This window comes from Gymnodinialimonas sp. JB5-7 (assembly GCF_055693405.1).
On the sequence record NZ_JBVFUX010000012.1, the window covers coordinates 162418 to 174289 of the forward strand.

General features: G+C 61.2%; 18 protein-coding genes. 11 read left to right on the top strand and 7 right to left on the bottom strand.

Features of this window, described 5'->3' with window-relative positions:
• Positions 1-38: 38 nt before the first annotated feature.
• The 4 genes from yajC to ACZ1HK_RS08430 form a co-directional block, all read right to left on the bottom strand.
• Positions 39-320: a preprotein translocase subunit YajC gene (yajC, locus tag ACZ1HK_RS08415; RefSeq protein ID WP_368476068.1), complete on the bottom strand. Its 282-nt coding sequence runs from the start codon at positions 318-320 to the stop codon at positions 39-41.
• Between the two features lie 514 nt (positions 321-834).
• Positions 835-1254, bottom strand: a complete 420-nt coding sequence (locus ACZ1HK_RS08420) for a hypothetical protein (protein WP_472628330.1) — start codon at positions 1252-1254, stop codon at positions 835-837.
• Between the two features lie 4 nt (positions 1255-1258).
• Positions 1259-1492, bottom strand: a complete 234-nt coding sequence (locus ACZ1HK_RS08425) for a DUF2442 domain-containing protein (protein ID WP_472628331.1) — start codon at positions 1490-1492, stop codon at positions 1259-1261.
• Positions 1473-1715, bottom strand: a complete 243-nt coding sequence (locus ACZ1HK_RS08430; RefSeq protein ID WP_472628332.1) for a DUF4160 domain-containing protein — start codon at positions 1713-1715, stop codon at positions 1473-1475. The genes ACZ1HK_RS08425 and ACZ1HK_RS08430 overlap by 20 nt, the downstream gene beginning before the upstream one ends.
• A 280-nt stretch (positions 1716-1995) precedes the next feature.
• Here ACZ1HK_RS08430 and serS point away from each other — a divergent pair, with 280 nt between their 5' ends.
• Genes serS through ACZ1HK_RS08450 form a run of 4 tightly spaced genes read left to right on the top strand, consistent with a single transcriptional unit; the run spans position 1996 to position 5566 of the window.
• Entirely contained in the window at positions 1996-3288 is a 1293-nt protein-coding gene (gene serS, locus ACZ1HK_RS08435; RefSeq protein ID WP_472628333.1) for a serine--tRNA ligase, read from the top strand.
• A gap of 46 nt (positions 3289-3334) precedes the next feature.
• On the top strand, positions 3335-4066 hold the full coding sequence (locus tag ACZ1HK_RS08440; RefSeq protein WP_472628334.1) for a hypothetical protein: 732 nt from the start codon (positions 3335-3337) through the stop codon (positions 4064-4066).
• A 52-nt stretch (positions 4067-4118) separates the two neighbouring features.
• Positions 4119-4904 (top strand): 5'/3'-nucleotidase SurE, encoded by a 786-nt coding sequence (gene surE, locus ACZ1HK_RS08445; protein WP_472628335.1) that lies wholly within the window; start codon positions 4119-4121, stop codon positions 4902-4904.
• Entirely contained in the window at positions 4901-5566 is a 666-nt protein-coding gene (locus ACZ1HK_RS08450; protein ID WP_472628336.1) for a protein-L-isoaspartate(D-aspartate) O-methyltransferase, read from the top strand. The genes surE and ACZ1HK_RS08450 overlap by 4 nt, the downstream gene beginning before the upstream one ends.
• Before the next feature lie 402 nt (positions 5567-5968).
• Here the strand turns inward: ACZ1HK_RS08450 and ACZ1HK_RS08455 are convergent, their stop codons facing one another.
• Together ACZ1HK_RS08455 and ACZ1HK_RS08460 are read right to left on the bottom strand one after the other, a co-directional pair.
• On the bottom strand, positions 5969-7774 hold the full coding sequence (locus ACZ1HK_RS08455) for a hybrid sensor histidine kinase/response regulator (protein ID WP_472628337.1): 1806 nt from the start codon (positions 7772-7774) through the stop codon (positions 5969-5971).
• Positions 7734-7934 carry a hypothetical protein gene (locus ACZ1HK_RS08460; RefSeq protein WP_472628338.1) on the bottom strand — a complete coding sequence of 67 codons (201 nt, stop codon included), beginning with the start codon at positions 7932-7934 and terminating at the stop codon, positions 7734-7736. Before ACZ1HK_RS08460 ends, ACZ1HK_RS08455 begins: the two co-directional genes overlap by 41 nt.
• Before the next feature lie 226 nt (positions 7935-8160).
• Between ACZ1HK_RS08460 and ACZ1HK_RS08465 the strand changes: the two genes are divergently transcribed.
• The 7 genes from ACZ1HK_RS08465 (at position 8161) to ACZ1HK_RS08495 (ending at position 11027) form a co-directional block, all read left to right on the top strand.
• A complete protein-coding gene (locus ACZ1HK_RS08465) occupies positions 8161-9285 on the top strand; it encodes a peptidoglycan DD-metalloendopeptidase family protein (RefSeq protein WP_472628339.1) in 1125 nt (374 codons plus the stop codon).
• 114 nt (positions 9286-9399) lie between these two features.
• Positions 9400-9537, top strand: coding sequence for a hypothetical protein (locus tag ACZ1HK_RS08470; protein ID WP_472628340.1), 138 nt, complete (start codon positions 9400-9402; stop codon positions 9535-9537).
• 40 nt (positions 9538-9577) lie between these two features.
• Positions 9578-10036, top strand: coding sequence for a DUF7884 domain-containing protein (locus ACZ1HK_RS08475; RefSeq protein ID WP_472628341.1), 459 nt, complete (start codon positions 9578-9580; stop codon positions 10034-10036).
• On the top strand, positions 9940-10263 hold the full coding sequence (locus ACZ1HK_RS08480; RefSeq protein WP_472628342.1) for an SAM-dependent methyltransferase: 324 nt from the start codon (positions 9940-9942) through the stop codon (positions 10261-10263). The genes ACZ1HK_RS08475 and ACZ1HK_RS08480 overlap by 97 nt, the downstream gene beginning before the upstream one ends.
• A gap of 56 nt (positions 10264-10319) precedes the next feature.
• Positions 10320-10637: a class I SAM-dependent methyltransferase gene (locus ACZ1HK_RS08485; RefSeq protein ID WP_472630807.1), complete on the top strand. Its 318-nt coding sequence runs from the start codon at positions 10320-10322 to the stop codon at positions 10635-10637.
• A gap of 13 nt (positions 10638-10650) precedes the next feature.
• Positions 10651-10806 carry a hypothetical protein gene (locus tag ACZ1HK_RS08490; RefSeq protein WP_472628343.1) on the top strand — a complete coding sequence of 52 codons (156 nt, stop codon included), beginning with the start codon at positions 10651-10653 and terminating at the stop codon, positions 10804-10806.
• Entirely contained in the window at positions 10803-11027 is a 225-nt protein-coding gene (locus tag ACZ1HK_RS08495) for a hypothetical protein (protein WP_472628344.1), read from the top strand. Before ACZ1HK_RS08490 ends, ACZ1HK_RS08495 begins: the two co-directional genes overlap by 4 nt.
• A 10-nt stretch (positions 11028-11037) precedes the next feature.
• Here the strand turns inward: ACZ1HK_RS08495 and ACZ1HK_RS08500 are convergent, their stop codons facing one another.
• Positions 11038-11715 carry an HAD family hydrolase gene (locus ACZ1HK_RS08500; protein WP_472628345.1) on the bottom strand — a complete coding sequence of 226 codons (678 nt, stop codon included), beginning with the start codon at positions 11713-11715 and terminating at the stop codon, positions 11038-11040.
• Positions 11716-11872 lie beyond the last annotated feature (157 nt).

An 11872-nucleotide genomic window follows, 5' to 3' on the forward strand; every position in this document is an offset into this window, starting at 1 on the left:
CCACCAGCGCGCCCCAATTTGCGCGCCGATAGCAGGGATCAGTCGTTCGCAGGCTCGGTCTTGGAGCGGACCTGCGCAATCGTCGGCCGCAACACACGGATGCGCACATCCTTGGCAATCTCGACCTCAACCTCGGTGTCGTCCTTCACCTTGGTGATCTTGCCGATGAGCCCGCCTTGTGTGACCACCTCATCGCCCCGACGCAGCGCCTCAACCATCGCCTGATGCTCTTTCACCTTCTTTTGCTGAGGGCGGATCAGGAAGAAATACATGATCACGAGGATCAGGATCAGCGGGATCACCTGGCCGAAGGCTTCCATGGGCGGGGTCCTTTGTTTGTTGGTCTTGGCGGGCCTGCGCACGCCTCATGTCAAAATTTGCGGCACCCTAGTGGCGCGGGGGTGGAGTGCAACGGGTGCAAAGGGGCAAATGGGCGCGGAGGCGGTGGGGTGCAAGGCGTAGGGCGGGACTTGTCCCGCGTCACCCCAGAAGACCGGGCCTTGGCCCGGGGCACTTAGGGTGGGTGAAACCCGCCAATCCAAGCCATGAAGCCCCGTCATCGACGGGCCGGGGACTGTCGATCCGCGGTCAGTTGCGGCCACTTCATGCCAGCGAAGACGCTTTTCTGCCTATTTGGGGTACCCAGCCCTACCAAATCGCCCATTGCCTGACAGGCTCTTTTGCCCTGCAAAAGATGCCGAGAAGGGGCCGCCGGACGGCCCGTCGATGGCAGGTCGGGCAAGCCCGCTGTTAACCCGCTTTGGCGGGCCTTAAGTGTTGAGGTCTGCGAGAAAGTCCTCTGTCAATGGAACCAGAAAATGATCCAGTCCATATTCACGTAACCGCACGCTCATCTCGGGAAACGTCCAGAATCGTGTTTTCAATACTCACCATCTCGGCCAAAGAAACCTCGAAATAGAGATCGTTGAAGAATCGAAAGCGTCCGTTTTCATCACGATCTACAAAATACCCTCTAGCGGAACGCGGATAATTGGCGTCCGAGAAACTCGAGAAGCTCTCAAGAAGCCCGGTGGGATATTTCATCGAAATTTGCCTGGAATATCCCGGCCTGTGCTTTTGCCCCTCGGGCAAAAGTCTATCCAACGCGACTACAGTAATACGCCGGGTCCGCGCCTTTAGATAGAGCGTCAGACGCAAATCGTCCGCCTCGAACCGCAAAAGCTTGTTCACTTGCAAACCAAAGAACATTGAAAGCTCGCGCTCTTCCATGAAACGCATGCGTTGGCTGGACATTAGTTTAAGCCGCTTCTGCCCCCCGTTTCCCTTCCAGCAACCCCACCACGCTCACATCCTCATCCAGCACCGCCCAGTGCAGCCCAAACGCGCTGATCTCCACTGCCTCTCGCGCCGCCGCGTCCGCCTCCAACAGCCGCGGAAACCAGACCAGCGGCACACCAAGCGTCCGCCCATCGTCCAGCCCAACCCACATCGTGTCCTCGTCGAACCGAACCTCAGTCGCGGATATGGTCATGCCATGCCCTTTCGATCTCCGCCGCGTTCTCTGCGACCACTTGCGCCAACCGCCTAAGCGTCCGCGCATCAAACCCTGAACTCCGGGCGACCGCGACCGGCCTGACCCAGAACTTCGCTTCGCCGCCGCCCTTCATCACGTGCACATGAACTGGCTCACGTGGATCACCTTCGTTTGAGTAGAAGAAGAACCGGAACCCATCGTGGCGGAAAACCGTCGGCATTTGCGAAGGATACCCGGACCCGTGCCACCTGTCATCACAGCAATGCCGTGGGGCCTCCCATCCGTCATCATCGCCCCCGATTACCGCCCGTAAGGTGGGTGCAACCCACCACCCTTCCGCACAGAACCCACCCCAAATCCGTCAATCCGTGCGAAAATCGTGTAATTATAAATGCACTACAGAAAAACTACAGAATAATTACACCACAAAACCCCTCTTTTCCCGCCCTTCCCCCTCTGGCATACCCGCCCCACACAACACCCATCGGAGGGCCAGAGCCATGCACGACATCCGCATGATCCGCGACAATCCAGACGCCTTCGACGCGTCGATCCAGCGCCGTGGCCTCTCCCCCCAATCCGCAGCCATCCTCGCCATTGATGAGGCCCGTCGCGCCGCCATCACCGCCGCTGAAACAGCGCAGGCCGACCGCAATGCGGCCTCCAAGGAAGTGGGCAAAGCCAAGGCCAGCGGTGACGAGGCAGAGTTCGAACGCCTCCGCGCGTTAGTCGCTGAAAAGAAAGATGAAATCGCCCGTCTTGAGGAAGAGGCAAAGGCCAAGGATGCGGAATTGACCGCCATTCTCGAAGCCCTCCCCAACCTCCCCGCCGCCGATATTCCCGACGGGTCGGATGAAGAGGATAACGTCGAACTCCACCGCCGCGGAACCCCGCGCACGTTTGATTTCACGCCGCTCGAACACTTCGACATCCCCGCCGTGAAAGACAGTATGGATTTTGAGACGGCGGCCAAACTGTCGGGCAGCCGCTTTGTCCTTATGTCGGGCGCCACCGCCCGCCTGCACCGCGCGTTGGCGCAATTTATGCTGGATATTCATACACTTGAGAACGGCCTCACCGAAGTGAACTCTCCCGTCCTTGTCCGGAACGAGACGATGTACGGCACCGGCCAACTGCCCAAATTCGGCGAGGACAGCTACGAGACAACCAACGGCTGGTGGCTCATTCCGACCTCCGAGGTCAGCCTCACCAACATCGTCGCAGGCCACACCCTCGACGAAGATTACCTCCCCCGCCGCTACACCGCCCACAGCCTGTGTTTTCGCTCTGAAGCAGGCTCCGCAGGCCGCGATACGGCGGGCATGTTGCGTCAGCACCAGTTCGAAAAGGTTGAAATGGTCTCTATCACCCATCCCGATAAAAGTGATGAAGAACAACAGCGTATGCTTGGTTATGCCGAAGGCATTCTGGATCGTCTGAATATCCCCTACCGCACGGTTGTGCTGTGCACGGGCGACATGGGGTTCGGCGCGGTGCGCACCTACGATATCGAAGCCTGGCTTCCTGGCCAGAACATGTATCGTGAGATCAGCTCCGTCTCCACCTGCGGCGATTTCCAGGCCCGCCGCATGAACGCCCGCTTCAAGCCGAGCGCTGGTGGCAAGCCCGAGTTCGTTCACACCCTCAACGGCTCTGGCCTCGCCGTGGGCCGCTGCCTGATAGCCGTGCTAGAAAACGGGCAAGAGGCCGACGGCTCCGTCACCCTGCCGGAGGCATTGCACCCTTATCTGAATGGCAAAACGCGGATCACCGCCGACGGCGCGTTCGCGTAAGAAAAAGCGGGCGGGAACCTCTCGCCCGCCTCCGCATTATTCCTACATGACGTATATGCATGTGCCTGCCCAATCCGACCGCGCCCGCCTTTGGGCCATCCTGACGTTCACCGCTGCGTTGGCCTTCGCGGTTGTCCCGATCTTTGCAAATCCATTCGCGGGGTTTGAACCCGAACGCTTCCCGGTTCCCGTCAACAATCCGCCGATCCAACCCGCAGGATGGGCGTTTTCCATCTGGGGCGTCATCTATCTTTGGCTGATCGCTGGTACCGGCTACGGCCTTTTCAAACGCGCCGATGACGCGCGATGGGCTCCGCACAGACCGTGGGCATTTGTCTCGCTAACCATCGGGGCGGCTTGGATCCCGGTCGCCAATCAAAGCCCGATCTGGGCGACGATCCTTATCCTTGTAATGCTTGGCACGGCGCTGATGGCTCTGGCAAAAGCGCCCATAATTGAACGCGGTTGGGCGCGCTGGCCCCTCGGCCTTTACGCAGGCTGGCTCACCGCCGCTTCGTTCGTCTCGCTTGCAACTCTCAGCGCTGGCTACGGTATCGCATCGGCAGACCTCGCCAGTTGGATCGCCCTGCCTCTGGCAGTGATCGTCGCAACCGCAATCACTTTGCGTCTTTGGACACCAACCTATCCGGCCGCTGCAGCGTGGGCGGCCTTTGGGATCGCAATGGCGAATTGGCCGTCTGGCTATGCGTGGGGCGCTGCAACCGGGGCCGTGCTGCTTGGTGCACTGGTATCAATGGCGGTCGCCCGCCGGCTCTAGCCACAGCACACCACCGCTGGACGCCCCCTGCGCCACCGGATACACCGCGACCATGCGCATTCTCATCACCAACGACGACGGCATTAACGCCCCCGGCCTCAAGATCCTGCACGCCATCGCGGCAGAGCTTGCCGGGGCCGACAATGTCTGGACCGTCGCGCCCGCGTTCGAGCAATCGGGCGTTGGCCACTGCATCTCTTACGTGCATCCGACGCTGATCTCGGAATTTGGGCCGCAGCGCTTCGCCGCCGAAGGTTCGCCTGCCGATTGCGTGATCGCAGGCCTGCACGAGGTTATGAAAGACAGCCCCGACTTGATCCTGTCGGGCGTCAACAAGGGCAACAACTCGGCTGAAAACACGCTCTACTCCGGAACAATCGGTGCCGCGATCGAAGCTGCAATCCAAGGCGTTCCTGCCATCGCCCTGTCGCAATATTACGGCCCTGCCAATATCAGCCTCGCCAATAGCTTTGAGGCCGCCGCCGCCCACGGCGCGGATGTGATCCATAAGATCCTCGCCGCGCCGGGCGCCTTCGACAGCGCGCCCTACAAGCTGTTTTACAACGTCAATTTCCCGCCCTGCCCGGCGTCCGACGTCAAAGGCACACGCGTCGTGGCCCAAGGCTTCCGCAATGGCCAATCTGGCATGGGCATGAAGGCCGACATCGCGCCAAATGGCCGTAAGTTCCTGTGGATCACCGGCAACCCGCAAAACGTCCCCTCGGGCGATGACACAGATGCAACCGTCAATATTGACGGCTATATCTCGGTCACGCCCATGCGTGCGGACCTGACCGCGCGGGATCGGCTGGCCGATCTGAAGGCTGCCGTGGAATGAGTGACGCCCCCGATCAGAACGGCGGCTTCAACGCGGAACGCAAGATGCAGTTCCTGTTTCAGCTCCGTCAGAAGGGGATCACCGACAAACGTGTGCTCGAAGCGATGGAAAAGGTTGATCGCGGCGCCTTTGTGCGCGGCCATTTCGCCGCCCGCGCGTACGAAGATATGCCGCTGCCGATCAGTTCGGGCCAGACGATCAGCCAACCCTCCGTTGTGGGGCTGATGACGCAGGCGCTGGGAGTGCAGCCGCGCGATACCGTGCTCGAAGTTGGCACAGGCTCGGGCTACCAGGCTGCGATCCTGTCGCACCTCGCGCGCCGCATCTATACGGTCGACCGTCACCGCAACCTGACCCGCGAGGCTGAGTTGGCGTTCACGCGCGAAGGCCTCGTCAATATCACCGTGATCACCGGTGACGGCTCCTTCGGGCTGCCCGATCAGGGCCCGTTCGACCGCATCCTTGTAACCGCCGCCGCCGAAGATCCGCCGGGCCCGTTGCTGAACCAGCTCAAGCCCGGTGGGGTCATGGTTGTGCCGGTGGGCCAATCCGATGCTGTCCAAAGCCTCATCAAAGTCACCCGCACAGATGCGGGGTTCGACTATGATGAGATCATGCCCGTCCGCTTTGTTCCGCTGATGGAAGGCGTTGCGCGCGAGTGATCCTAATGCCCGGGGATGTCGAAGACGCAGATTTCGTCGTCCGTCCCAAGGCTCAACACGGCATCATCTACGGCAGAAACATCGCATCCGACACGACGCCCTCATGGGCGATGAAGCGGGGCAACTCTCCCCGTTTCCACGTCCCGCAAACGTATCGTTTCGTCCCGGTCGCAAGGTTGTGCACGCAGACAGAAGACCCGTCATCCCAGGCGACGGTAAGCGCGCTCGAGAAAGGCCAGAACATTTACCAGCACGCAATATCGCCAGGCCGCGCGGCCTTGCCGACCGTGCGTAGCTAGGCGCGACGATTAAGGGCGGCCGCACCAGGCAAAAAGCGGTCAACCGAAACCGCGCATGAAATATCATCCTTCGAATGTCTTGAATCAGTCTGCGGACTTATCCTTATGCCGCGTGCAACGCATCCGCAATTGCACTGGCCAATTCGTCAGCCGGCGCGGGCTTTTGCAAAAGCGGGGCACTGACTGCGCCCATCTCGGACGCCGTGAACCCGGTATATCCCGACACATAGATCACCGGCAGATCGGGCCGGGTTTCCCGGGCAAGGCGGGCCAGCTCAAAGCCGCCCAATTTGCCCGGCATCACAACATCTGTCAGCAGTAGATCAACTGTCGCGCCTGACGTGATCAGGTCCAAAGCCTGCTGGCCAGAGGTCGCCGTAACGACGTCGTAATCCAGCTTTTCCAGCAAATCTGTCATCATGCTCAGCAGCATGAATTCATCCTCGACCACCAGGATCGTCTCGCCCGCGCCCTGTTCGACTGGCGCTTTGTGGACCGCCCCCTCGCGTTTGCCCTGCGATGTGCCTCGCGGCAGAGTCATCTGCACCGTGGTGCCGATCCCGTCTTCCGAATAGATGCGCAAATCTCCATCGGACTGGTTGATGAACCCATAGACAATGGCCAGCCCAAGGCCCGTGCCGGAATTGCTCTCTTTGGTTGTGAAAAACGGATCGGTGCAGCGTGCAAGCGTTTCTTCGTCCATGCCGGGCCCATTGTCCGACACGCTGATTTCGACATACCGCAAGGCAGAATCGTCCTCGTGCACCCCTGCATTTTGGGTGTCGTCCAGAGTTTCGCTTGTTGCCAGAACCGGCCGGGCCTTGATCTGGATGCGGTTGCCCTCACCAGAGCGTATCATGGCGTCGCGGGCGTTCAGCACCAGGTTCATCAATGCGGTTTCAAGCTGGGTCTGATCACATCTGTGACGCAGGTCAGGCTCGCTGACGGACACCTCGATCTCGAAATGCGCTTCGATCATGGGGCGCACCAAGGCTTTGAAATCCTCAAAAACCTCAGCGGTCGACCGGACTGTGGCCAGACCCGGTTGGCGGCGCGCAAAGGCTAGAAGGCGTGCTGTCAGTGCAGAGCCCCGCTTGACCGACTGCGCAGCTGTCTCAAGGTAATCTGCCCGTGCATCGGGATCCGTGGCCTTGCCCGCCAGGTCGATGGCGTAGAGCAGCGAGGCCAGCAGATTGTTGAAGTCATGGGCAATACCGCCCGTTAGCTGACCAAGTGCGTCGAGCCTGCTTTTGCGTTCAATGACCTGCCGGTTGCGTTCTTCGTTGGAGACATCGTCGAGCACCAGCACCATGTGGATATTGCTTTCCGCATGGGCGACGCCGGCATTGCCCACGCGCACATAACGTGCCGACTCGGACCCGGAATGGCGGCGCATCAAATGTGTCTCGCCCTGCAAGGAATGCCCGGCCAGTGCACGGCGCAAAGGATCGGCGCTGGCAATCAGGGGCTGCATCGTCTCGGGATCAAGAAACTGGATCGCCTCCGGCCAGGCAAAAGGCACCTCAGCACTGATCCCACCCAGCATATGCCGCGCGGCGGAATTGATGCGGACAATCACGCCACCCTCATCCATCGCGACAATGCCGCTGGAAGCCGCGTTGAAAATCGTCTCAAGCTCATCCCGGGTCGCCGCGATTGCGGTTTCGCTGGTCTTTTGCTGCGAGATGTCGGTCGCCACACCAATATGGCGATGCACGGCCCCGTCTTCATCGCGGTCAAAAACAGTGTCGTTTGACAAAAGCCAGACCCAATGGCCGCTTTTGTGACGCAAGCGGTACTCAATCGAAACCGTTTTGCCGTCCACGAGGTTTTGCAGGGACGCGAAGTATTCGCCAATTCGTGGCAGATCATCGGGATGGCACAATGTGGGAAACAGGGCGTCGCCCAATTCGATCAGTTCTGCGCTCGGAATAGCCCAGAATGTCGGCCAGCGTGGTGTTGGTATATTCGTTGGATTGGGTCTTTTGGTTAAAAACATAGACAATCCCCGGGATCACCTTGGTGATCTTGGCAAGAAAGGCGTCCGCCTCCCAATTTGTAGTTGGCATTGAAAGATCCCATCCCAGCGATTTGGTTTGGTGTAGCACATGTGCGGGCTAACGCACATCGCCCACGCTTGCTCCGATGTGGGACCGACGGTGCGAGCAATCCCCCGCCCATCGCGCGCCTGCGGGGCAAGCCCCTTCCGATTTCCCCTTTGGTCATGCTATACTTCCATGCAATTAAAGGCCAAAGGCCCGGTACGAGGCCGACATTGAGGAAGGTTCGAGCGCCATGCGCCTGCCCATGATACGTTTTGCCCGCCGCAGTCTGATGCTGATGGCGCCCGCTTTGTTGGCCGCTTGTGTTGGCGCCCCGTCAGAGTGGGATTTTGATTTCCGGCCCAATGCACCGCGCGGCGAAGCCGTGACAGCCGATCGCCCGGATCCCGACAGTCGAGGGCTGATTTCCTATGACAGCTACCAGGTCGCCGTGGCGCGCCGGGGCGACACGGTCGCGGATGTGGCCACGCGGATCGGCCTTGGGGCAGACGAGCTGGCCAGCTTCAACGGACGCTCGGCAGGCGATGCCTTGCGCGACGGCGAGGTTCTGGCTCTGCCGCGGCGCGTGACCGGTGGAACAACGCCGGGCGCAGGCAACGACATCGCCTCCATTGCCCGCGGGGCCATCGATGCCGCCGATGCAGCGAACCCGACCTCATCTGGTCCGCAATTGCCTGACGGGCAAGAACCCGTTCGCCACCGCATCGCACGCGGCGAGACCGCCTATTCGGTCGCGCGCCTTTATGGCGTGTCGGTGCGCAGCCTTGCCGAATGGAACGGCCTTGGCCCGGATCTGGCCGTCCGCGAAGGGCAGTTCCTGCTGATCCCCATAGTGATCGAAAATGCTGCGGCACCCGAGGCGACCGAACCGGGAACCTCTGTGGCGCCCCTGCCGCCATCGTCCTCCGCACCGCTGCCCGGGCAGATCGAGACCGCAACCCTGCCAGATCTTGAAGGCACGGGGACGGGTGCGCCCGAAGCCGCCCCCGCCCCTGCGCCGCAACAATCCAGCGCGCGGCTGATCCGGCCCGTCGAAGGCTCGATCCTGCGGGGCTACGGCTCGGGCAATGAAGGCATCGACATCGGGGCTGCCGCTGGCACGCCGGTGCGTGCAGCCGCGGACGGCACAGTGGCCGCGATCACCCAAGACACCGATCAGGTCCCGATCCTGGTGGTCCGCCATGCCGATGGGCTTTTGACGGTCTACGCCAATATCCAGAACATCCGCGTCAGCCGGGGCGACAGTGTGAGCCGCGGCGCGACCGTGGCCGAGGTGGGCAGCGGCGATCCGTCCTTCCTGCACTTTGAGGTCCGGCGCGGGTTTGAAGCCGTCGATCCTTCGGACTTTTTGCCATAGCGTGAGGGGCAGATAAGGGGTTGCGCCGGCTGCGCCGTCGCCGGGCGCGCGCTTCGCGCGCGACGGCTGCGGTGATTGGGGCGGCCGTTCGCGCTGTAACCTGTCGCGGCGCGCTTGGCTGCTATCGCCGCATTATTGCATATTTCCGGAACAAAGATGGGCAGGGCGCACCCAGCACCGCTCGGCAAGGCGCTGAAATATGCCGATCTTTCGTCCACGAGCGGCGCCTTTTTGATTTTCAGCGCGTTCTGAGGCAAACTCCGTAGTTGCCAGCAGCTATGGGAGGCCGCCCATGTGGGACCGCATCCTTGACCGCATGATGCGCGATTTCATCCAGCGCCGTGCTCTTGCTTTGACCTATCCCGATGGAACCCGCCGCGTGTACGGCGAGGCTGATGTCGCGCCTGTAGAGGTCACGCTCGACGACCCTGCCCTGCCCCGCAAGATTGTCATGAACACAGATATGGCGGTGGGTGAGGGCTATATGGATGGCCGCCTGACAATCGCGCAGGACGACCTTGAGGGTTTTCTGGCCGTCGCCGTCAGCAATGCCAAGGTGGGCGACCGGGTCTGGTGGCGCTGGCTGTCTGCACTGATCTTCGGGGCGCGGCGCAGGATCGACCAGTGGAACCCGGCGCGGCGCGCGCGGAAAATGTGGCGCATCACTATGACCTCAGCTCCGAACTGTACGAGCTCTTCCTCGATGCGGATCGACAATATTCCTGTGGCTACTTCCCCGACCCGTCCATGACGCTCGACCAGGCGCAGGAGGCCAAAAAGCACCACATCGCCGGCAAGTTGCTGCTTGAGCCGGACATGGAGGTGTTCGAGATCGGATGCGGCTGGGGCGGTATGGCCCTGACACTCGCGCGGGATTACGGCGTGCGGGTCCTAGGTGTGACCTTGTCGGAAGAGCAGCATCGTATCGCCACCCGCCGTGCCGCCGAGGCGGGGTCTGCAAGACCGTGTGCGCTTTGAGTTGAAGGATTACCGCCACGTCACCGGGACAGTTCGACCGCGTGGTCTCCGTGGGCATGTTCGAACATGTCGGCGTGCCCCATTACGGCGAGTATTTCCGCACTGTGCGCGAGCGTTTGAAAGATGACGGCGTGGCCCTGATCCACACCATCGGCCGCACAGACCCGCCCGGCTATACCAGCCCCTGGATCCAGAAATACATCTTCCCCGGCGGCTATTGCCCGTCCCTGTCCGAGATGTCCAAAGCGGTGGAGAAATCCGGGCTTTACGGCTGTGACGTTGAGGTCTGGCGCCTGCATTATGCCGAGACGCTCCGCCATTGGCATGACCGGTTTCAAGGCGCGCGAGGACGAGGCCCGCGCGCTGTTCGATGACCGTTTTTGCCGGATGTGGCGCTATTATCTGAAAGCCTGCGAAACCACCTTTCGCCACAACCGCCAATGCGTGTTCCAATACCAGATGGCCAAAAGGCAGGACGCGGTGCCGCTCAGCCGGGATTACCTCTATCGCGCACCCGTCGCAAAGGTAGAGGCCGCCGAATGAAGCCGATGATCTTTGGGGACCATCTGTTCAACCAGTCCGGCCACTTCGACGGCATGATCAGTGGCAGGGCCACCGTGGTCTCTGACGTTGAGCTAAAGCTCAGTGGCATGGTCGGGGGCGATCCTCTCATCGGGAAGGGTGCAACCGTGCACCTTAGCGGAATGGTCGGGGGTCGTATCTGCAATGATGGCGGGCGCGTCATTTGCGCCCGCACGCTGTAGCGCCCAGACCTCAGGCCGCCGAAAGGCCAAGCCCACAGAAGCTTGGCTGCAGCCGATCCACATGGTGCGCAACACCTGACGGAAAGCTCCGCCCACGCGCCGATTCTCCCGGAAAGGCGATGCATTCGATGCCTGCGGCCAACGCGGATTGCGCGCTTTCAGGCGTGTCTTCGATGGCCACGGCCTGTGCCGCCGAGATACCGAAATGGGACAGCGCAAGACGGTAGATTTCGGGCGATGGCTTCCCTTCTGTGACGAAATCGCGATCCCCGACGAAACCGAAGGCGTTGCGCGGAACCGCTCCGTCCAGCCCCTCGAAAATCAGATCGACTGTTTTCGATCCCGTGGTGGTCGCAAACCCCAACAGAATACCTGAGCTCTGCGCCCGCTCGATAACCTCAACGACACCTGGGCGCGGCTCCAACCCTTCGCGGGCGAACTCCTGGAAGTAGGCGACCTTGGCGCGATGGATTTTTTCGACATCCACATCTTCACCCCGCACTTCGGCATAGGCCTCGACACGCGCTTGCCCGCCGGGCTTCTTCAGCATGTCGCGATACGCTTCCCGGCCCCAGTTCCAATCCAAACCCAGATGCGCAAAGGCGGCGTTGTAGGCACGGCGCTGCATGTCGCTGGTTTCACAAAGGGTGCCGATGGCGCCAAAAAACAGGGCTTTGGGTCGGGTCATGGGAAAGATCGCCTTTCGCTTTCAAGAACAGGTCGCTCGCCGGTGAACGTAGCCCCCCACCCAAAAGTTCCACCGAAAAGGTGCAGCTCCTCCTTTCGGCCCCTTGCACCCCGCGCGCCCATCCCTATAACGCGGGCAGTTTGCCCGCTGCACGGGC